Annotated in this window: 16 protein-coding genes; 6 read left to right on the top strand and 10 right to left on the bottom strand. The window is 64.2% G+C overall.

Going from position 1 to position 20,206, the window contains the following annotated elements; translation table 11 throughout:
* Positions 1-3 precede the first annotated feature (3 nt).
* A complete protein-coding gene (locus tag EB815_RS29615) occupies positions 4-1,107 on the top strand; it encodes an alcohol dehydrogenase family protein (protein WP_056564822.1) in 1,104 nt (367 codons plus the stop codon).
* A 142-nt stretch (positions 1,108-1,249) separates the two neighbouring features.
* The gene (locus EB815_RS29620; RefSeq protein WP_056564825.1) at positions 1,250-2,746 is read left to right on the top strand and encodes an HAL/PAL/TAL family ammonia-lyase; all 1,497 of its coding nucleotides are present in this window, start codon (positions 1,250-1,252) and stop codon (positions 2,744-2,746) included.
* Between the two features lie 34 nt (positions 2,747-2,780).
* On the opposite strand, the gene EB815_RS29625 is transcribed toward EB815_RS29620, so the two are convergent.
* Positions 2,781-4,220: an NAD(P)-dependent oxidoreductase gene (locus EB815_RS29625; RefSeq protein WP_065004921.1), complete on the bottom strand. Its 1,440-nt coding sequence runs from the start codon at positions 4,218-4,220 to the stop codon at positions 2,781-2,783.
* Positions 4,221-4,487: 267 nt separating this feature from the next.
* Here EB815_RS29625 and EB815_RS29630 point away from each other — a divergent pair, with 267 nt between their 5' ends.
* On the top strand, positions 4,488-6,344 hold the full coding sequence (locus tag EB815_RS29630) for an ABC transporter ATP-binding protein (protein WP_056564833.1): 1,857 nt from the start codon (positions 4,488-4,490) through the stop codon (positions 6,342-6,344).
* A complete protein-coding gene (locus tag EB815_RS29635) occupies positions 6,341-8,236 on the top strand; it encodes an ABC transporter ATP-binding protein (RefSeq protein WP_056564836.1) in 1,896 nt (631 codons plus the stop codon). Before EB815_RS29630 ends, EB815_RS29635 begins: the two co-directional genes overlap by 4 nt.
* A gap of 38 nt (positions 8,237-8,274) precedes the next feature.
* Here the strand turns inward: EB815_RS29635 and EB815_RS29640 are convergent, their stop codons facing one another.
* The gene (locus EB815_RS29640) at positions 8,275-9,699 is read right to left on the bottom strand and encodes a DHA2 family efflux MFS transporter permease subunit (RefSeq protein WP_244493910.1); all 1,425 of its coding nucleotides are present in this window, start codon (positions 9,697-9,699) and stop codon (positions 8,275-8,277) included.
* Positions 9,700-10,038: 339 nt separating this feature from the next.
* Here EB815_RS29640 and EB815_RS29645 point away from each other — a divergent pair, with 339 nt between their 5' ends.
* Positions 10,039-10,359 carry a hypothetical protein gene (locus EB815_RS29645; RefSeq protein ID WP_056564841.1) on the top strand — a complete coding sequence of 107 codons (321 nt, stop codon included), beginning with the start codon at positions 10,039-10,041 and terminating at the stop codon, positions 10,357-10,359.
* A gap of 150 nt (positions 10,360-10,509) precedes the next feature.
* On the opposite strand, the gene EB815_RS29650 is transcribed toward EB815_RS29645, so the two are convergent.
* The 8 genes from EB815_RS29650 to EB815_RS29685 all read right to left on the bottom strand — a co-directional run bounded on the left by EB815_RS29650 (position 10,510) and on the right by EB815_RS29685 (position 18,808).
* Positions 10,510-11,292 (bottom strand): ABC transporter ATP-binding protein, encoded by a 783-nt coding sequence (locus EB815_RS29650; protein WP_056564844.1) that lies wholly within the window; start codon positions 11,290-11,292, stop codon positions 10,510-10,512.
* A 10-nt stretch (positions 11,293-11,302) separates the two neighbouring features.
* Entirely contained in the window at positions 11,303-12,070 is a 768-nt protein-coding gene (locus EB815_RS29655) for an ABC transporter permease (protein ID WP_162258870.1), read from the bottom strand.
* A 124-nt stretch (positions 12,071-12,194) separates the two neighbouring features.
* Positions 12,195-13,202, bottom strand: coding sequence for an ABC transporter substrate-binding protein (locus tag EB815_RS29660; RefSeq protein ID WP_056565741.1), 1,008 nt, complete (start codon positions 13,200-13,202; stop codon positions 12,195-12,197).
* Positions 13,203-13,419: 217 nt separating this feature from the next.
* Positions 13,420-14,718: a hypothetical protein gene (locus EB815_RS29665; RefSeq protein ID WP_056564847.1), complete on the bottom strand. Its 1,299-nt coding sequence runs from the start codon at positions 14,716-14,718 to the stop codon at positions 13,420-13,422.
* A gap of 107 nt (positions 14,719-14,825) precedes the next feature.
* A complete protein-coding gene (gene hutC / locus EB815_RS29670) occupies positions 14,826-15,557 on the bottom strand; it encodes a histidine utilization repressor (protein WP_056564850.1) in 732 nt (243 codons plus the stop codon).
* 31 nt (positions 15,558-15,588) lie between these two features.
* Positions 15,589-16,614 carry a zinc-dependent alcohol dehydrogenase gene (locus EB815_RS29675; RefSeq protein WP_056564853.1) on the bottom strand — a complete coding sequence of 342 codons (1,026 nt, stop codon included), beginning with the start codon at positions 16,612-16,614 and terminating at the stop codon, positions 15,589-15,591.
* 15 nt (positions 16,615-16,629) lie between these two features.
* Positions 16,630-17,952, bottom strand: coding sequence for a histidinol dehydrogenase (gene hisD / locus EB815_RS29680; protein ID WP_056564856.1), 1,323 nt, complete (start codon positions 17,950-17,952; stop codon positions 16,630-16,632).
* An 82-nt stretch (positions 17,953-18,034) separates the two neighbouring features.
* On the bottom strand, positions 18,035-18,808 hold the full coding sequence (locus tag EB815_RS29685) for an SDR family NAD(P)-dependent oxidoreductase (RefSeq protein WP_056565743.1): 774 nt from the start codon (positions 18,806-18,808) through the stop codon (positions 18,035-18,037).
* A gap of 226 nt (positions 18,809-19,034) precedes the next feature.
* Here EB815_RS29685 and EB815_RS29690 point away from each other — a divergent pair, with 226 nt between their 5' ends.
* Positions 19,035-20,138, top strand: a complete 1,104-nt coding sequence (locus EB815_RS29690; protein WP_065005106.1) for a histidinol-phosphate transaminase — start codon at positions 19,035-19,037, stop codon at positions 20,136-20,138.
* Positions 20,139-20,206 lie beyond the last annotated feature (68 nt).

The following is a 20,206-nucleotide window of genomic DNA, read 5'->3' on the forward strand; positions in this document are numbered from 1 at the left end:
CCCATGAATGCCATGACAAAAAATCTCCCCGCCACCATGGCCGCCGTGCTGCTCACCGGGCACGGCGGACCGGAAAAGCTCCTCTACCGCACCGATGTGAAAGTGCCGGCACCCGCGCCTGGCGAAGCGCTGGTCAAGGTCACAGCTTGCGGCATGAACAACACCGACGTCTGGGTGCGCCAGGGCGCCTATGGCACGGAAGACGACGCTTCCGCCGTGTCGACCTGGCGGCGGCAGGGCAACACGCTTGTTTTCCCGCGCATCCAGGGCACCGACACGGTTGGCACCATCGTTGCGGTGGGTGATGGCGTTTCGCCGGACCGTATAGGCGAGCGGGTTATGGTCGATTTCTCGATCTACAATCGCGACGACGATTCGCTGGCCGACATAGATTATATGGGCCACGGCCGCGACGGTGGTTATGCCGAGTATCAAACCGTGCCGGCCGAGAACGCGCATGTCGTCGACACGGACATGACCGATGTCGAACTCGCCACCTTCTGCTGCGCCTACCTGACCGGTGAACAGATGCTGGAACGCGCGGGCCTGAAGGCCGGCGAGCGGGTGCTGGTCACCGGCGCCTCCGGCGGCGTCGGCTCGGGCATCGTGCAACTGGCACGGGCGCGCGGTGCCATTCCCTATGCCGTCGTCGGCAAGGGCAAGGAGCAGGCGGTGCTCGATATCGGCGCCGAGGCGGTCATCACCCGTGGCGTCGCCGACCTGCCGCAAGCCGTGACCGAGGCGACCGGCGGCCAGCCCATCGACGTGGTGGCCGATCTCGTCGGCGGCGCGATCTTCAACGATCTTCTGCGTATTCTCAGGCCCGAAGGCCGTTACACCACCGCCGGTGCGATCGCCGGCCCGGTCGTGCAGCTCGATCTCAGGACCATGTATCTCAAGCAGCTGCAGTTGCATGGCTCCAGCCAGGGCACGCGCGCCGATTTCCGCCGGATCGTCGGATATATCGAGGCGGGAAAAATCCGGCCGCTGGTCGGCGGCGTCTACAGGCTCTCCGATTTCCACCACGCGCAGGCGGATTTCGTTGCCAAGGATTTTGTCGGCAAGCTGGTGGTGGTACCCGATGCTGTCGCGGAGCAGCCGGTGTAGTTCCAAAAATCTCGCCCCTCGCTTGCCTGCCTTCTCGCCGCTGCCACAATGGGAATGACTTGCAGTCCAGCCAGCAAGCCGCCACAAACGGCGATGCCCATGCCGTTTGGTCCGGGCGTCTGGTCACAGGAAACAGCGAGACATGACAGCCCGAATGATAGTGCTCGACGCCAATCCGCTCGGCGTCGCGGATGTGGCTGAGATTGCCCGACGCAGAGCCCGCCTGATGCTGGGCGAAGAGGCGATGCGCCGCATCCGGGCGAGCCGCGCCCTCATCGAGCATCTCACCGGGCTTGGCAAGCCGATGTACGGCGTCACGACTGGCCTCGGCGCCTGTGTCGACACGCCGCTCGCGCAGGCCGACCTGATCGCCTTCCAGCACAGCGTGCCGCTCAGCCACAGCATGGGTATCGGGCCTGCCCTGCCGACCGAAGCGGTGCGGGCGTTGATGACCGCACGCATTTCGGGCATGGCGGCCGGCGGCACCGGCACCTCCGAACGCGTGGTCCTGGGTCTTGTCGCCGCGCTCAACGCCGGCGTCCATCCGGTGATCCCCACATGGGGATCGATCGGCGCGGCCGACCTTGCCCATCTCGGCCATATGGCAAGGTCGCTGCGCGGCGATGGCGAGGCGGAGTTCCAGGGCAGGATCATGCCCTCCGCCGAGGCGCTGGCTCTCGCCGGACTGGAACCGCTCGACCTGCGCGAAAAAGACGGCCACGCCATCATCGTTGCCAACAGCCTGTCGACCGGAACGGCGTGCCTGTGCCTCGAAGACATCGCCCATCTCATTGACTGGGCGCTGGCTGCCGTGGCGCTCAACTATGAGGCGTTTCGCTCCTCCCTCACCGCGATCGACGCGGATGCCCTTGCCGCGCGGCCGGCCTTCGGCCAGCGCGAGATCGGCGCGCGGCTGCGTAAGGAGCTTGTGGGCAGCGGCCTGTGGCAGGACAAGGCGGCGCGGCGCCTGCAGGATCCGCTCAGCTATCGCTGCGTGCCCCAGGTCTGGGGCGGCCTGCTCAATGCGTTCGAACAGGCAAGGCTGGCAACGGAGATCGAACTGACCCATTCGGGTGACAACCCCGTCATCCTGGCCGAGGGCGAACGGGTGGTTTCCAACGGCAATTTCGACCTGACGGCGATGACGCTGGCCTTTGAACAGCTTGGCCAGGCGCTCGCGCATTGCGCCGTCGGGACCGCCAACCGCTGCATGAAGCTGATGTCGCCAACCATAGCGGACCTGCCGCGCTTCCTGTCGGCGAGAGGCGGCAGCCGTCAGGGCTATGCGGAGCTGCAGAAACCATTGTCAGCGCTCGAAGCCGAAATCCGGCATCTGGCCAACCCGATGTCGCTCAGCCCGCTGGCGGTTTCGGACGGCATCGAGGACCAGTCGTCGATGGCGCCGCGCGTGGTGGCCAAGACGGCCGAGATCATCGAGCGCATGCGCTATCTCGTTGCCATGGAACTGATCTTCGCGGCGACAGGCGTGGAGTTGCGCGGCGTCGTCGACAGCATGGGCGACGGGCCGCAGCGCACCTTCGCCGCTGTCCGCGCGCTCGTCAGCCCGCTCGACGACGACCGCGAGATGAGCGCCGACATGACGCGGGTGGCGCGGATGGTGGCGGGACCAAGATACTGAGCCAGCGCCATTTTTAAACCCGGCCGGTCTGACCCTACTGGTAAGGGCCCCTGAGATTGAGCTTCTCGGCCAGAAGGCAGAAGCGGTCGATCAGCCGGACAAGTTCCTCGCCTTGTTCGCCGACAATCGCGCCGCGCTCGGCGGGCGGCGCCTCCGATAGAGCCTTCCACAAGCGGCTTTGCCGGTCACAGACGTCAGCCAGTTCGGAGCATTCGCTGGCGGCCAGTTTCAGGAGATGATCCGCCGTCACCGGTCCGATGCCGGGCGGCGTCGTCGCGCCAAGGGAAAGATACCCTTCCGGCACGGTGCCTTTCGCATTGGTCACCGATTTGCGGCGGATGACATCGAAAATCTGGTCGACGGCCTGCTTGGCGCCGGCCACGCGCGAGGGATGGTCCGTATCGGCCGCGGCGTGCGGCAGAAGTTCAAGCCTGGCCCCATGCCTTTCGACAAGGCCGAGATAGGGCAGCATCGGCCCGGAGAGACGCCCGGTCGACATATCGCTGAAGAGATCGGCATCGATGGCGGCGTGGCGCACCTGCCCTGCATCCAGCGCGTCGCCAAGCGCCGCAACGTCGACGAGTTCACCGCGGTCGTAATTGACCAGCACCGCGCCCCTGTTCATGCGTGACAGGACATCCGAACCGATGAGCCCGGCATTGGCGTAGCGGCCAGTCCGCGCGTCCTGCTTGCCCAGGCCGACATGGACACTCAGCACATCGGCGCCTTCCGCCGCATCGACAAGGTCCGCCGCATAGGCGAAACCCTCGGCCTCGATCCAGTCGCGGTGCCGTGGCCGTGCATGAATCACCACGCGCATGCCGAAGGCGCGGGCGAGCTTGGCCACCTCGCGGCCGATATTGCCATAGCCGATGATCGCGATCGTCTTGCCTTCGAGCTTCTCGGTCGGAAAATCGCGCAGTTCCCTGCCGGTATCGAAGGCGCCGCGCGCCACCCGGTCGTGCAGCAAGGCGACCGGGAGATCCGGCAGCACTTTCAGGATCGCCTTCATCACCATCTGCGCGGTGGCGCGGCTGTTGATGCCGGGCGTGTTCATCAGCACCGCGGTGCCGCCCTCGCCGCTGCCGCCGCCCCAGGAGCGAGAGCCCATATTGCCGGTGCCGGCGCCGATGCGCACGCCGGCCAACGGAAAAACGGTCTCGGCGGGCAGAAAGGTCGCCGCCGCGATGACGCCGTCATAGCGTCCGTCGCCCGCGGCTTCGATCATTTCCTCCCGGGTGCTGAGGTCCGGCCGGTAGAAGAAATGCACCCGGCCCTGTTCGAGATCGGCTTTGTCGCCAAGCGCGGACAGGTGGAAGCGGCCGCCCTTGGCCTCGATATGGGCGCGCGCCTCGCTCGGATCAGGCTTGCCGTCGGGTCCGAGGCGCAAGCCGACCAGATCGCAGATCAGCACGGTGTAGACGGCTTGCGGATCGATCAGATCCGCGACCTGTGTGCTGGTGTTTGTGGTCACGTCGTTCCCCCATGCAAATGCGGCAAGCCCTGCTACCGGCAGCAGGGTATCCTGAATAGCCAGAACCTATCGGCCCGGAAAGGTTCCGGATCGATCGCTGGCGGCAAACCGGCGGCAAGTTGCGACACGATCGCCTTTTCAGGCACAGTGCGATGCCGCCATTGGCCCCTTGAAGGGTCAAGTCCGACACGCGTAACATCGCGCCATCAGAACTGAGTCTGCTTTATTCATCCGGGCTAATGTCCGGATTGGACTGGATATTTTCCTTTGAGCACGGATGCAGCCAGCGGCGTGGCGAAGCGCGGCAAATCGTTTGCCCATGTGGCGGAAGCCTCTTGGGGCAAGGGCCTCAGCACCTTGCTGCGGATCGTGCGCATGACGCTGCGCCACCCCTGGCAAGTCGCCATCACCCTCACCTCGACCTTCATCGCCGCGACGCTGCAGCTTTTCATTCCGCGCTTGCTCGGACGCGCCATCGACCAGGCTCAGGGCGTGATGGCCGCGGGTGCCGGAACCGCGGCCGAGCAGGCGCTGTGGAACACGGCGCTGACGCTGCTCGTCGTCAGCATCCTGCGTGGCCTCTTCACCATGGCGCAGAACTATTATGGCGAGGCGGTCGGCCACCAGACCGGTTATGAACTGCGGCTCGCCTTCTACGAGAAGATCCAGCGCCTGAGCTTCTCCTTCCACGACCGGGTCCATACCGGCGATCTCATCACGCTCGGGCTGCTCGATCTCGACGGCGTGCGCATGTTCTTTTCCACCGGCATCCTGCGCGTGGTGCTGCTCGGCGTGCTGATCGGCGTTGGCGCCTACCTCCTGATCAGCACCGATCTCGTGCTCGGACTGTTGAGCCTCAGCTTCGTGCCGTTCGTTGCCTGGCGCTCCTCGGTCACTCAGCTCAAGCTGCGCAGCACCTGGCTGACCCTGCAGGAACGGCTGTCGGTGCTGAGCCGGGTGATGGACGAAAATCTCGGCGGCATCCGCGTCGTGCGCGCCTTCGCGGCGCAGCGCCATGAGCTGGCGAAGTTCGACCGCGCCAAGCAGGATGCTCTCCAGCTGGCCAATGAACGCGTCGACATCCGCGTCTCCAACACCAGCGCCATGAATTTCTCCTTCCTCGCCGCCATGGGGCTGGTGCTGTGGTTCGGCGGCCAGAAGGTGATCGCGGGCCAGATCAGCGTCGGCACGCTGGCCCAGTTCCTCACCTTCATGACCATCCTGCAGATGCCGGTGCGCCAGCTCGGCCTGATGGTCAATTCGTTCGCGCGCGCCTCGACCTGCGGCACGCGGCTGTTCGAACTGCTCGACACCGAACTCGACATCAAGGACGCGCCTGACGCCAGGGAACTGGTCATCACCGAGGGCGTGCTGCGTTTCGACAATGTCGGCTTCCGGTATGAGGGCGCGGGCGGCCGCCCGACCCTGTCCGGCATCTCTTTCGAGGCCAAGTCCGGCGAGACGGTCGGCATTGTCGGTCCGCCCGGCAGCGGCAAGTCGACCATCGCGCATTTGATCCCGCGCTTCTACGACGTGACCTCGGGCGCGATCACCATCGACGGCCAGGACATCAGCAAGGTCACGCTGCAATCGCTGCGCAAGGTGGTCGGCGTCGTGCAGCAGGACGCGTTTCTGTTCACCACCTCGATCGAGAACAACATCGCCTATGGCAACCCATGGGCGCGCGAGACCCGTATCGGTCAGGCCGCCGAGTATGCCCAGCTGCACAACTACATTATCGGGCTTCCGGCCGGCTACACCACGGTCGTCGGCGAGCGCGGCGCGTCGCTTTCCGGCGGCCAGCGCCAGCGCCTGACCATCGCGCGCAGTCTGATGCTGCGGCCATCGGTCCTGGTTTTCGACGATTCCACCGCGGCCATCGATGCAGGCACCGAGCAGCGCATCCGCGCAGCGATGAAGCGCTTCGCCAGGGATCGTGTGACGCTGATCATCTCGCACCGGCTGAGCTCGCTGATGCATGCCGACCAGATCCTGTTCGTCGAGGGCGGCCGAATCGTCGAGCGCGGCACGCATGAGGAATTGCTGGCGCTCGGCGGTCGCTATCGCGCGCTCTACGATCTGCAACTGCGGCCGGACGACGATCGGCTCGAGGGAGCCGCATGATGCCGACGCAGGACGAAGACGAGAAGGATGACAAAAGCGGACGGCCGACAAAGGCAGTCGTCGGCTCACACCGCGACGAGGAAGAGGTTTTCGGCAAGGCCTATGACCCTCGCATCATCAGGCGCATCTGGAGTTTCGTCAGACCGTATAGGGGCCGGATCTTCATCTCGGTCGCCGCGGTGCTGGTGTTCACGCTGACGCAGCTGGCGATCCCGCTGGTCATCCGCTACGCCATCGACCACGGCATGGCTCCGGGCAAGCTCGACCGCTCGGTGATGATCTCCGCGATCGCCGCCTTCACCGTGATCATTCTCGTCAACTACGCCGCCAGCCATGTGCAGGAGAGCGTGGTCGGCAAGGTGGCCGAGAACGTGTTGTCCGATCTGCGCCGCGCCATGTTCAGCCACCTGCAGAGGGTGTCACTGAGCTTCATGGACAAGACCGAGGTCGGCCGGCTGATGTCGCGCCTGCAGGGCGACGTCAATTCGATGCAGGAATTCCTCGAGACCTCGGTGATGTCGGTGGGCGACATCGTGCTTTTGTTCGGCATTGTCACCGTCCTGCTCTGGCTCGATTTTCGGCTCGGACTGCTGACGCTGTCGACCATGCCGATGCTGTTCATCGTGCGCCTGTTCTGGCTGCCGCGCGCCAAGGTCGCCTTCATGGCCGCGCACGAGACCAACTCCATCGCCAATGGCGCTCTGGCCGAAGGGATCCACGGCGTGCGCACCGTGCAGAGCCTCGAGCGCCAGCATGTCAACTTCGACCTTTACGACGAGAAGGTGCTGGCCAATCTCAATGCCCATCTGCGGTCGGCGAAATACGCTCAGGTGATGGTGCCGATCGTCGACACGCTGACCGGCATCGCCATGGCGACGGTCATCGTGGTCGGCGGTTCGATGGTGCTGTCGCACAGCCTCGATGTCGGCGTCATGGTGGCATTCCTGTTCTATATCCAGCGCTTCTTCGACCCGATCCGCTCGCTGACCATGCAGTACAGCGTCATGCAGCGCGCCATGGCTTCGGGCCAGCGCATCTCCGAAGTGCTCGACGTTCCGGTGGATGTCAGCGACAAGGAAAACGCGGTGGCGCTGTCGCGCGACATGGACGGCTCGGTCGAGTTCAGGAATGTCACCTTCGGCTACCGGCAGAACCAGCCGGTGCTGAAGAACATCTCCTTCCGCGTCAATCCGGGCGAGACCGTGGCCCTTGTCGGTCCAACCGGGTCCGGCAAGTCGAGCTCGATGGCGCTGGTGCACCGCTTCTACGATGTCTGGTCAGGCGAGGTTCTGGTCGGCGGCCATGATGTGCGTGACCTGACGCAGGATTCGCTCGGCGATCAGGTGGCCATGGTGCTGCAGGAGCCGTTCCTGTTCTCCGGCACGGTGCTGGAGAACATCCGCTACCACAAGACATCAGCCAGCCGCGAAGAGGTGGTGCGCGCCGCACAGGCGGTCGGTGCGCACGACTTCATCGAGCACTTGCCCGATGGCTACGACACCGAGCTCGAACAGCGCGGCGGCAATCTCTCGCTCGGCCAGCGCCAGCTGATCAGTTTTGCGCGCGCGCTGGTGGCCGACGCCAAGATTCTGGTGCTCGACGAGGCCACGGCCAGCATCGATTCCTACACCGAGATGCTGATCCAGAAGGCGCTGATAAAGCTTCTGGAGGGCCGCACCGGACTGGTCATCGCCCATCGGCTGGCCACCATCCGCGGCGCAGACCGCATCATCGTGTTGCAGAATGGCGAGATCGTCGAAAGCGGCAACCACGAGCAGTTGATGCAGAGGAAGGGCCTCTACGCCCGCCTCTACAACATGAACTACGCCTCGTTCGACGACATTTCCGAGGAAGAGATGGGAATGGACGCGGCGGTCGGCAAAGCGACGTGAGCGGTTCGAACCGATCGCCCTGCCCCTCCCCGAGAGATCTATTTGCGGGATCGCCTGACGTGGCCGCTGACCTGCACGCCGTCCTCGGCGCGCAGGTACAGGAAGCCGGGAATGGAGAGCAGCGGGATGGTCGCGGTCAGCAGGAACACCCGGTGGAAACGTTCCGGCGTGAGCACGTGGGTCTCCCCCGCGATCAGGCCCAGCAGCATGGCTGCGATCGAGACGCCAAGCGAAACGCTGAGCTGCTGCAGCACGCCGCCAAGGCTGGTGGCGCGGCTGAGCTTGTCCGCAGGCAGGTCGGCATAGGACAGCGTGTTGGAGGTCATGAACTGGGCCGAGCGGACGATGCCGAACAGGAAGACATAAACGCCGATCATCCAATGCGGCGTATCGGCATTCATCAGGGCGAAACCAGCCACGGTGGCGGAGCCGACAACGGCGCTGCCGATCAGCACTACACTGAAGCCGAAGCGCCGCAGCAGCGGCGACAGCAGCGGCCGCATCAGCAAGGCACCGAAGCTGCCGACGAATGTCAGCGACCCCGAGGTGACCGGGCTCATGCCGAAGCCGACTTGCAACATCAACGGCATGAGGAACGGCACGCCGTTGAGACCGACGCGGCACAGGCCACCGGCAAGCGTGCCGACCCAGAAGTAGCGAAATCGAAACAGCGTCAGGTCGACGGCCGGCGCCACGACGCGGCGCGCATAGCGCCCGAAAGCGAGCAGCAGCAGGACGGAAGCGGCCAGGACCAGCACTGTGGCTGAAACGGGGATGATCGGCCGGCCGATGTTTTCCAGCCCGAATTGCAGCAGCGCCACGCCGCATCCCACCATCAGGAACCCGGCGAAATCGAAGCGCTGCACCGCTTCCTCGTGGAAATCGTCGACGAAGCGCAGCGCCGCCAGGATGCCAAGGCAACCGAAGGGCACGTTGACGTAGAATATCCAGCGCCAAGAGGCGTAGGTGGTCAGCAGGCCGCCGAGCAGTGGCCCGATGACCGGCCCCATGATGGCCGGCAAGGTCATGTAGGTCATGGCGGTGATCAGCCCGCTGCGCGGAAAGCTGCGCAGCAGGATGAGCCGCCCGACCGGCGTCATCATGGCGCCGCCCAACCCCTGCAGCGCGCGCATGGCCAGGAGCATGCCGAAACTGTCGGCCATGCCGCACAGGGCCGAGCCAAGGGTGAAGGTGAACAGCGCCAGCGCGAACACTCTTCGCGCGCCGAACCTGTCGGCGAACCAGCCACTGACGGGAATGAACACGGCGAGCGTCAGAATGTAGGTGGTGATCGCAAGGTTGAGCCGGACCGGCGTCGTGTCGAGGCTGTGCGCGATGGCCGGGATCGCGGTGGTGATGATGGTGGAGTCGAGCTGCTCCATCAGAAAGGCGATGGCGACGATGATCGGGATGATCAGCCTCAGCCGCGGATCGCGCTCGGTGGCAAATTGAGGCTGTTCCAATGCTCCGGCCAATTCCATCATGCAGGCTGCTTATAGGTCGTAGCCAAGTGGCGCATCCTAGTTCAAAGGCAAGATTGCCTCACTTGTGCCAGCCAGCCGGAGCCTGATCGCACGGCCGTCTTATGGTCCGACAAATAGGTTGGGGGTAGTCCTTTCCACCCTGCCGGAAGTCAACAAATCTTGACCGGCGCCGTGAGCGAACTGGGCACCGGCTGGACCGGCGACGTCACCCAAAGACGCTGCGCGGTTCAGCGAGCGCCCGTCCCGATTTCGTGAAGGAACGTGTCCGACGCGCACGGCTTTCCTTCCCATATCTCTGGAACGGAAAGGAGCCATCCCATGAAAAGGCAACTCGTATTCTTCAGCTCCGTCCTGCTGACCCTGGTCACCAGCGCGATCCCATTTGCAACCGTCGCCGATGCCGCCGTCGTCAAGCATCATTATGTCCACCTCACCGCTGCCCATGGCGGCCATTCGAATGGCAGGCATGGAGGTCACGGCGGCTGGGTTGGCGGCGGCTGGACCGGCGACAATTCGGCGACCGGCAATGGCTGGATGGACAACTACTACAACGGTTACGGCAGCTACCATGGCTACGCCGGCGACTTCTGCGGAACCATCGCGTGGACGCTCGACCTGTGCGGTCCCCACGGCCCCTGATCGCTGACCGCCGCCGGCCTGAGCAAGACAGGCGATCCGGATGTTCCGGGACGCCTGTGTCGCGCACTGCGCCGGGCCGCGTTCCCATGCGCAGTGTCGCAAGCAAATGCCATGGTTCCGTCGGGCTCGGGAATGTCGAGGGCCCGGATGCTAGGCGATTTCGGGGCGTCTTGATGCCTCACGGATCGCCTTGTGGACGTCGCGCTGCAAATCCATGAAGGCCGGGGTTTCCATCACCTCTTCCCTGCGCGGCCGTTCGATGTCCACGTTGAAGGTCTGCATGATGCGTCCCGGGCCGATCCCCATGACAACGATGCGGTCCGACAGATAGACCGCCTCCTCAACGTCATGCGTGACGAAGAGCACGGTCAGCCTATGTTCTTCCCAGATCTGGGTCAGCAGTTCCTGCATCTGATGCCGGGTCAAGGCATCGAGCGCGCCGAACGGCTCGTCCATCAACAGCATCTTCGGCCGATAGGACAGCGCGCGCGCAATGGCGACGCGCTGCTTCATGCCGCCCGACAGTTCGGACGGAAAGCGGTCGGCGCTCTGCGACAGCTTGACGAGGTCGAGATGCTCGAGCGCGATCTCACGGCAGGCCGTGCGGTCGTAACCGGCGGCCTTGAGGGCGAACTCGATGTTCTGCCGCGCCGTCAGCCAGGGAAGCAGCGTGTAGGACTGGAAGACGACGCCACGGTCGAGACCAGGCTGCAGGATCGGCACACCATCGATGCTGAGATCGCCGGCGTCGAAGTCCTGCAGGCCGGCGACGATCGACAGCAGCGTGCTCTTGCCGCAGCCCGACGTGCCGACAAGGGAGACGAACTCATTGTCGGCAAGATCGAGGTTGATGTCGCGCAACACCTCCGTGCGCCGCTCGCCCGTGCCGAAGCTCTTGTCGAGACCTGCGATGCGCAATTTGGGAACAGTCATCGGCGGTTCCTCATTGCGAATGGCCTTCCTGCCGGAACAGAACCTTTTCCAGGGCCTTCATGACCTGGTCGGTGATGAGACCGAGCACGCCGAGAAGCAGGATGTAGCCGATGATGGTGTTGGTCTGGAAATAGCGCTGCGACACGGTGATGCGATAGCCCAAGCCGGACGTCGCCGCGACGAGTTCGGCCAGCACCAGCCAGGTCCACGCCCAGCCCAGGCTGATGCGCAGCGTATCCCATATGCCAGGCAAGGCGCTGGGCACGACAATGCGCGTCAGGATCTTGCGGTCCGGCAGCCCGAGCGTGCGGCCAAGGCCGATGAAATCGGCGGGAACCCGTTTCACATTGTCCATGACCATCAGCACCTGCTGGAAGAAGGTGCCGATAAAGATGATCAGGAATTTCTGCGTATCGCCGGTACCGGCCCACAGAATGGAGAGCGGCACGAAAGCGACGACCGGCATGTAGCGGATGAAATCCACCAGCGGCTCGATACCAGCCTCCCAGGAGCGGAAGCTGCCGATCAGCACGCCGATGGGGATCGACAGGGCCGAGGCGATGAGGAAGCCGATGGAGATGCGATACGCCGAGGCCGTGAGATCTATCCAGAGCGTGCCGTCGGTGGCGAGCTTGGCGATCTGGGTCGCGACGCTGCCGGGCGACGGCAGGAAGATGGGCTTTACCCATTCCAGCCCGGTCGCCGCCCACCAGGCAAGGCCAAGCCCGACAAAGACGGCCACCGCGATCATCAGGAAACGCGAGCGGGCGATGGGCACGCCGATCCCGGAGGATCGGCGGCGCCTTGCTTGTTTCGCGACCGGTCCCGCTGCCGGACGGGTCAGGCCGGTTTTCGCGGGGGGCTCTCCGGACATTTGCGTTACCACCGCGATCCGGCCTCTGTCATTCCGCCGCCTTGACGAAGGACGGGTCGATCATCTGCTCAGGCGTCACATCCGCCTGAAGCAGCTTGGCGTTCTTGGCGGCCGCTTCGACATCGGCGAATGTCTTGGTGGTGAAATCGCCGGTCAGCGCGGTCTTGTTTTCGGCGAGCGAGTAATAGCGCACGCCGTCGAATGCGGTGTTCAGGTCCTTGACGTCGGAACCGACTGCCTTGGCGATGATGGCGCGGCCGCCGGGTGTGTCTGAATTATAGTCCTTGAGCGCGGCGTCCCAGCTCTTGATCATGGCCAGCACCTGACCGGGCCGCGACTTGATCACTTCGTCGCGCACCACCAGCACGTCGCTGATCAGGCCGGGATCCTCGCCGGCGGTGAACAGCAGCTTGACGTCCTTGTTCTGTGCCATGGCGACAGTGAGGTACGGCTCGTAAGTAACGGAGACCGGCACGCGGCCGGCGATCAAGGCGCCGCCGGCATCGGCGGCCGGCATTGGAACCGGCTGGATATCGGCGACCGACATACCGTTTTTTGCCAGTGCGTATTTGAGCAGGATGTCGCTCGTCGTGCCTTCCTCGAAGGCAACCTGCTTGCCCTTGAGGTCAGCGATCGAGGTGACGTCCTTGCCTGCGATGATGGCGTCGGCCGTCATGGAGACATCGAGCAGCAGCACGATCTTCACCGGCAGGCCGGCGGCGACCATGCCCATCGCCGTGTGGGTGGCGATGTTGGCCGCGTCGAGCTGGCCGCTGGCCAAGGCGGCATTGATGTCCTTGTCCTCGGCGAAATTGACAATCTGGACGTCCGACAGGCCGTTTGCTTTGAACAGGCCCTTGGCGTCAGCGACGTGCCACTGGCCATAGCCAAGCCAGGGCTCGATGCCGATCTTGAACGATCCGGCCTCGGGCGTCGTGGGAATGGCCGCATCGGCCGCGTAGGCCGCTGGGGCGGCGGCGAGCCCGACGGCGGCGGCCATCATGAGCGCGCGAAATTGTCCTGCTAGGTTACGCATCATCTCTAAGTTCCCCTTGATGATCAGACCGCTTTTATACCCAGGCATCCGGTCTGGTGAGACTGTGGGTTTCTGCTCTCGCGGCAATGAGCCCCGGCGTCTTGCCCACCACTTCGTGGTGAAGTGCAAGGATATTTCAGCGTCAGCGGCAGCGGATGTCAAGGCTAAAATACATACATGCATATACAAGTTGGCGTGACTCCATTTTGCCCTGTGATCAGGCGCGTCCGCCCGTCCCTTCAGGATCGATCCGGTCGAGGAAATCGGTGACCCGATCGACCCCAGCGACGGGCTCGCTGCCGACCATGACCGCGACCGAAAAGGCAATCAGGGAAGAGACCGGCGTGTGGCTGCGCGCGCCGGCCCGCAGGTTCATGACCAGGGTCGGCGACAGGAAAAGCCCTGCGCGCAGAACCGCGCGCCAATCGGCCGGCAGCATGCCGCGCCGATTGAGCTCGAGCAGCAAGGGCCGCCACAGGGCGGTCGCCTTGACCTCCAGCAGGTCGCGGCGGACAGGACTCAGATCCCAGTCCGTGTCGACATGAAAGAGGCTTCCGTCCAGCCGCGCCCGCGCGCGAAAAACCTCCGTCGCGATGGCCGGATCGTAGAGCCAGAACGGGTGGGCGAAGATGTTGTGGAACGTTGCCTTCACCTCCGCCAGCAGCGTGGGGATGTGCGAACCGGCGAAGGCGGGATCGAAGAAGGACAGTTCCGCCCCACTCGCCTTCGCCGTGTACCAGACATTGGCATTGTGGGCATCGCCATGCGCGACCACGCCGCCGGCATCGGCAAGCCGGTCCGGCCGCAGCCGCGCGGCCGCGGCGTCGAAAAGCTCACCGATGCTGCTGGTGTAAGGCCGGCCGTTGACGACGAATTTCAGCCGGGAGAACTGCTCCCAGTCCAGTTCCTGATCTGGGAAGACAAACGGCTTGCCGATATAGAAATCGGCCAGTCGGCCGCCCGGCGACGAGCGTGTATCGGCGTCGATCAGCCGCTCATGAAACAGCCGGTGGATAGGCTCCGCCGCGACCTGCGCGACGGTCACCGGATGCAGCGTCTCGAGATAGACCTCGAGCAGTCTGGCCGAAAGCTCGCGCTCGGCATGAACCGCCTCGCGCCGCTTGCCCGCATCATCCTCGGTATCCAGCGCGAACAGCACGTCCGAAAATCTCGGATCCGTGCGGCGGCGATAGACAAGGATCTGCTCGCCAGGCTGGGCGGACATATGGACGGGCTGATCGACCGGCAGGCCTGCACGCGACAGGATCTCGGCCCGGTAGTATTCGCCGGTCATGCCCTCCTCGCGTTCTTCCTGATGGAACTTGAAGAAGTAGGCCTGACCGTCGCTGTCAAAAAAGCCGTTCAACGAATTGAGGCTGTATTTGTCGAAATTGATGCGGACATTGCTGGGGCTCAGCCCGAACAGATCGGCCAGCAATGTCATCAGCGCGCGCTGCGCCTCGGCGACATCGTGCTGTGCGAGAGCGCGGATCCGCGCCGTGCGGCTCTGCATCATCGGTCGTCCCTTCCAGCGATTCCGACCGCAAGGCAGGAAACGGCTCTTATCAGTGCATGTACATACATCTGCGTCGAAAGCTTCGTGATCCGCATCCGCTTTCGAAGTCAGTGGGTCCTGGAGGGTGAATACCGGCTGCCGAGCGAATAGCGGCTGCCGGCATAAGTCAGCTTGCTGATCGTCGCCACGACGGCGCCCGTCCATGTGCGGCGATGCAGGAACAGGCAGCAGCTGCCGACATCGATGTTCAGATGCCGCGCGGTCTCGGCATCGGCGGGAATCGCCGAGATGATATGCTCGACCTCGGTCACCGGAGTCTTCTGCATGAGGTAGTCGTAGGTCGCGGTCTTTGAAAAATCCTGCTTGTCGTAGTCGGGGATCAGGCTCGGATTGACGAAGCGCTCTTCCAGTTGCACCGGCAAATCGTTCTCGAAATTGACGACGACGGAGTGATAGATCGAAACCCGCTTTGGAAACTCGAAGGACAGAGCGAGCTCCTTGGTCGGCATGATGGTTTCGAGCACCAGGACTTCGGAGCGATGCCTGTTGCCGCGCTCGACGATTTCGGCCGCGATGTTGTTGATCTCGATCAGCGTCGATTGCGGCCGGGGCGGCGCGATGAAGGTGCCCACACCTTGCAGCCGGATCAGGAACCCCGCCGCGGTCAGTTCCCGCAAGGCGCGGTGGACCGTCATGCGCGAGACACCAAGCGAAACCACCAGCTCGTTCTCGGACGGCAGCTTGCGATCCTTGCCCCACCGGCCCGTTCCGATGTTGGCCAGGATGTAGTCCTTCACCTTCTCGTAAAGAGGGCTCGCCGTATCGGGCAAATCGATCATTTCAAAGTCCTTTCCGGCAATTTATCGGAAATCACGCCGGCTCAACAGGTTGCCGCATGCGGATGATTGTTTTCAAGCCATCGCTCTCCCCCGCCAACAGCCGCTCATAGGCGGCCGGAATGTCGTCGAGACCGATCTCGCGATCGATCAGGGCGAGCAACGGTTCGCTGAGTTCACGGAGCATCCCAACGGCGTCGGGCAGCTCGTCGGCGAAGGCATGGCATCCCAACAATGCGATCTCGCGTTCGACCAGGAGATTTGGGTCGATGTCGAGACGACCATGGAAAATGCCGACCATCGCCACCGCGCTGCCGGAATCGAGAACGCCGAGCAACTGAGTGAATGCGGCGATGCTGCCGGTCGCCTCGACGGCCGCCAGCAGCGGCGCATTGGCCGTCGCGGCGGCAATCGCCTCACGGTTGAGGTCGACGCTTGTTGCTCCGGTCACCTTCGCCACGCGGGCACGGCGCGCCTGGTTGCGGTCGGCGACAAGCACCGTGCCGGCAAAGCTCCGGGACAGCAGCAGCGCGGCAAGACCGCCGATCGGCCCGCAGCCAACGACCAGCACCGAGCCTGCCGTCTTCGGCAGGCGCCGCACCGCGTGAAGCGCCACCGCAAGCGGCTCGGCCATTGCTGCGACCCGCTCGTCAAGCGCGGCATCGACAACATGCAGCAGGCGTGCGGGCAGCACGGCTTGCTCGGCAAAGCCGCCGTCGCAGACTTCGCCGATGAAGCCCAGCGAAGCACAGAGATGGCGCCTGCCGGCACGGCACTGCGCGCAGTCTCCGCACCAGAACCGGGAATCGGCAACCACCCTGTCGCCGACGGCGACGGTGTCGACGCCCTCGCCCACGGCAATCACCGTGCCGGTCAGCTCATGGCCGGCCGTCGAAGGCGAGCGGCTTATCCATTGGCCGGTGCGGAAATTGTGCAGGTCCGACCCGCAGATGCCGGCGGCATCGATGCTGAGCTTTACCCAGCCCGCATCCGGAATACCCGGTGCGGCGATATCCTCCACGCGCAGATCGCCGGGTCCATAAAGCCGTGCCGCCTTCATCGCGATCGTCTCCGTTCAGCCGGCGAGATAGCGGTCGCGGATCTCCGAGACCGCGTTTTCATGCGAACTGAAGCCCTCGTAGCGGGCGAGCCTGCGGGCATGTTTCGCCAGTTCCGGGTAGGCGGCCGAGGTGACATAGCCGACCGACGAGCGCTTGACGAAATCCGTCACCGAAAGCGGTCCATAGGTTCGCGCCCAGCGGCTGGTCGGCAGCACCGCGTTCGGCCCAAGGACGAAGTTGGCAAGCGTCACCGGCGTGTGCGGACCCATGAGGATTTCGGCGGCCTCGGTGATGTGTCCGAGATGCGCGAACGGCTCCTTCGACAGGATTTCCAGGTGTTCGGGCGCATAGTCGTTGATGAAGCGATAGCTGTCTTCCAGCGATGCGGTCAGCACGATGCCGCCGCGCTTTCCCGTCAGCACCGCGCGTGAGAATTCCACGCGCTGCTCCGTCATCCGCGACCAGTGTTCCGGGAGTGCGGCAAGTGCCGCCTCGGCAACCTTGCGGCTGTGCGTCACCAGATAGGCCGAGGAATCCGGCCCGTGCTCGGCTTCGATCAAGAGGTCAAGCGCGGCCAGGCCGCCGTCGATACTGTCATCGGCAAAGATGATGGCTTCCGACGGACCAGCCGGAAGACCGGTGTCGATGATCGACGACAGCACGCTTTTCGCCGCCACTACCCACGGGCTGCCGGGACCGACGATCTTGAGCGCGGGCTTCACCGTCTCGGTGCCGTAGGCGACGGCGGCGACAGCCTGGGCGCCGCCGCATTTGTAAACGGTGTGAACGCCGGCGAGGCGAGCGGCGACAAGGGTCGCCGCATCCACCGAACCGTCCGATGTCGGCGGCGTCACGATGGCGATCTGCGGCACGCCGGCAATGACCGCCGGGACCGACGTCATCATCGTCACCGACGGAAAGGCACCCTTGCCGCGTGGCACGTAGAGCGCGACCGAGGCGATCGGCGTGTATCGGTCGCCGGCATAGGCGCCCGGCCGGACTTCCTTGAGCCACATCGTCTCCGGCTTCTGCTCCTCATGGAAATGCCTGATGTTGTCGATGCCGAAGCCGATGCTTTCCACGACGTCCTTTTCGACCTTGTCGAAGGCCGCGTCGAACTCGGCTTCCGACACCTTCAGTCCGCCCTCCGTGACATTGGCCTTGTCGAGTTCCCTGGCGAAGCGGATCAGCGCGGCGTCACCCTCGTCCTTGACGGCCTGGATGATCGGGCGGACCTTTTCGACGAAGGCCGACAGATCGGCCTCGGCGCGTTTCAGCAGGCCGGCCCGCTGGCTGGCATCGAGCGATGACAGATCGTGGAAGCTGATGTCGGACATGGGTATTCCTCTTTGTTGAAGCGCAACGTGCCGGCAGGTTACGTTGCGGGAGACGTTGATTTCGAACCAGCGGCGAGCCGCCTCAGATCGATGCCAGGAAACCGCCATCCACCGGAATGGACTGGCCGGTTATGTAGGCCGCGGCGTCCGAGGCAAGGAACACGGCAACGCCGTGCAGATCGCCGAGATCACCGAAGCGATGCTGCGGGATCTTGGCCAGCATGGACTGCTGCCATGCCTCGTTGTTGTAGAACACATCGGTCATGGCCGTCCGGAAATAGCCCGGGGCGATGGCGTTGACCCGGATGCCGAGATCGGCCCACTCCGCGGCAAGCGCTCGCGTCATGCCGAGCAGGCCTGACTTCGACGAGCCATAGGGCACCGCGGTGGGAATGCCGACTTCCGAGGTCAGCGAGCAGAGATTGATGATGGCGCCGCCACGCCCGGCGTCGCGCATCTGTCGCGCCGCGGCCTGCGCGCAGAAGAACGCCCCCTTGAGATTGGTGTCGACGATCCGGTCCCAGAGCGCCTCGTCGACGTCGAGCGAGGGCCGGACCTCTTCCATCCCCGCATTGTTGACGAGGATGTCGAGACCGCCAAGCAGGCCGGCAGCCTCGGCGATGGCCGCATGGCAGCGGCCGACATCGGTGACGTCGAGGGCGACGGCATGCGCCACCCCGCCGGCCGCGCGGATCGCCGCTGTCGTTTCCCCGAGGGAGGCCAGGCTGCGCGCGGTGACCGCGACGTCGGCGCCGGCAGCGCTCAATGCCTCGGCGATGCCGCGGCCAATACCTCGGCTGGCGCCGGTGACCAACGCCTTCCTGCCGGCGAGATCGAACAGAGAAGCATTGCGCATGTGATCCTCCTTGCCGGTGTCGGCTTGCGCTTCCATAGCGAGACTATCAGATCAAGTTACATATACAAGCATATACAAACCATTTCGGCTACGCTACTCCTGGCAAAATTCGCTGCACCAGCCGCCGCCGACGACCAGGCGCGCGCGGGGCGATGCAGCGAAACCAATGTTTGAGAACCCGATCGACGGACAGGTGTCTGTCGACCGACCACAGAGGAGCCCGCTCGTGTCGAAAGCTTCAGACATGGTCCGAACCGAAGTCACACGCCTGTCGCCTTACAATTCCGGACTGACCATCGGCGAGGTCATGCAGCGATATGCTCCGGCCAGGATCGCCAAGCTGGGCTCGAACGAAAACCCGCTTGGCCCGAGCCCGACGCTCGCCACGATGATGCAGGCCGGCCCCGAGATGTTCCGGCTCTATCCGGATCCGGCCGGGCGCAAGCTGCGCCAGGCCATCGCAGCCAAATATGAATTCGGCGAGGACCAGATCATCCTCGGCAATGGCTCGGAGGACCTTCTCTCCGTCATCAGCCGTGCCGTGCTGCGGCCCGGCGACGCCGTCGTCACGCTCTATCCGTCGTTCCCGCTGCACGAGGACTATGCGACGCTGATGGGCGCGACCATCCACCGTGTGGCCGTCAACGACGATCTCACGATCAATGTCGACGCCCTGATCGAGGCGGTGCGCGAAAGGCCGCGCTTGCTGATGTTCTCGAACCCTATGAACCCCGTCGGCAGTTGGCTCTCCGGCAGCGATCTGTCGAAGGTGCTGGATGCTGTCGGTGACGAGACGCTTGTTGTCATCGACGAAGCCTATGCCGAATATGCGCTAGGCGAGGACTACGCCTCGTCAATGCCTTACCTCTGCAAACGCGATCCGCCCTGGATCGTGCTGCGGACATTTTCAAAGGCGTTCGGCCTGGCCGGATTGCGGATCGGCTTCGGCATCGTCGGCGATCCGGAATTGCGTGCGCTGCTCGACAGGGTGCGCACACCGTTCAACGCCAATGGCGTTGCGCAAGCGGCCGCGCTGGCAGCGCTCGCGGATGAGGGACACCTCACCAAGGTCGTCGCGCTGGCCAGGACGGAGAGAGCCCGTCTCGAAGATTTCCTGGTGAGCAAGGGCCTCGAAGTCGCCCGTTCCCGAGGCAATTTCCTGTTCTTCGACTGCGGGCAAGATGCCTCCGCCTTCGCCGAGGGCCTGCTTCGCGAAGGTGTCATCGTCAAGCCGTGGAAGCAGGAAGGTTTTGACAGCTACGTGCGTGTCAGCATCGGCTCGCCAGCGGAGAATGACCACTTCATGGCGGCGCTGTCGCAGCTGTTGTGATTTCCCGAAAGCCATGCTGAATTGCCTGGCGCACACCGGGCACGATGGCCGACGGTCTGCCGTTGCCA

Origin of the sequence: Mesorhizobium loti, from assembly GCF_013170705.1 — a bacterium.
Classification (GTDB): domain Bacteria; phylum Pseudomonadota; class Alphaproteobacteria; order Rhizobiales; family Rhizobiaceae; genus Mesorhizobium; species Mesorhizobium loti_D.

What these genes read in the sequence shown, in the direction of transcription:
- EB815_RS29645 (WP_056564841.1), top strand. Translation starts at nt 10,039, where the DNA reads ATGAAAAGGCAACTCGTATTCTTCAGCTCCGTCCTGCTGACCCTGGTC.
- EB815_RS29665 (WP_056564847.1), bottom strand. Translation starts at nt 14,718, where the DNA reads ATGATGCAGAGCCGCACGGCGCGGATCCGCGCTCTCGCACAGCACGAT.
- EB815_RS29685 (WP_056565743.1), bottom strand. Translation starts at nt 18,808, where the DNA reads ATGCGCAATGCTTCTCTGTTCGATCTCGCCGGCAGGAAGGCGTTGGTC.
- EB815_RS29620 (WP_056564825.1), top strand. Translation starts at nt 1,250, where the DNA reads ATGACAGCCCGAATGATAGTGCTCGACGCCAATCCGCTCGGCGTCGCG.
- hutC (WP_056564850.1), bottom strand. Translation starts at nt 15,557, where the DNA reads ATGATCGATTTGCCCGATACGGCGAGCCCTCTTTACGAGAAGGTGAAG.
- EB815_RS29650 (WP_056564844.1), bottom strand. Translation starts at nt 11,292, where the DNA reads ATGACTGTTCCCAAATTGCGCATCGCAGGTCTCGACAAGAGCTTCGGC.
- hisD (WP_056564856.1), bottom strand. Translation starts at nt 17,952, where the DNA reads ATGTCCGACATCAGCTTCCACGATCTGTCATCGCTCGATGCCAGCCAG.
- EB815_RS29635 (WP_056564836.1), top strand. Translation starts at nt 6,341, where the DNA reads ATGATGCCGACGCAGGACGAAGACGAGAAGGATGACAAAAGCGGACGG.
- EB815_RS29615 (WP_056564822.1), top strand. Translation starts at nt 4, where the DNA reads ATGAATGCCATGACAAAAAATCTCCCCGCCACCATGGCCGCCGTGCTG.
- EB815_RS29675 (WP_056564853.1), bottom strand. Translation starts at nt 16,614, where the DNA reads ATGAAGGCGGCACGGCTTTATGGACCCGGCGATCTGCGCGTGGAGGAT.
- EB815_RS29660 (WP_056565741.1), bottom strand. Translation starts at nt 13,202, where the DNA reads ATGCGTAACCTAGCAGGACAATTTCGCGCGCTCATGATGGCCGCCGCC.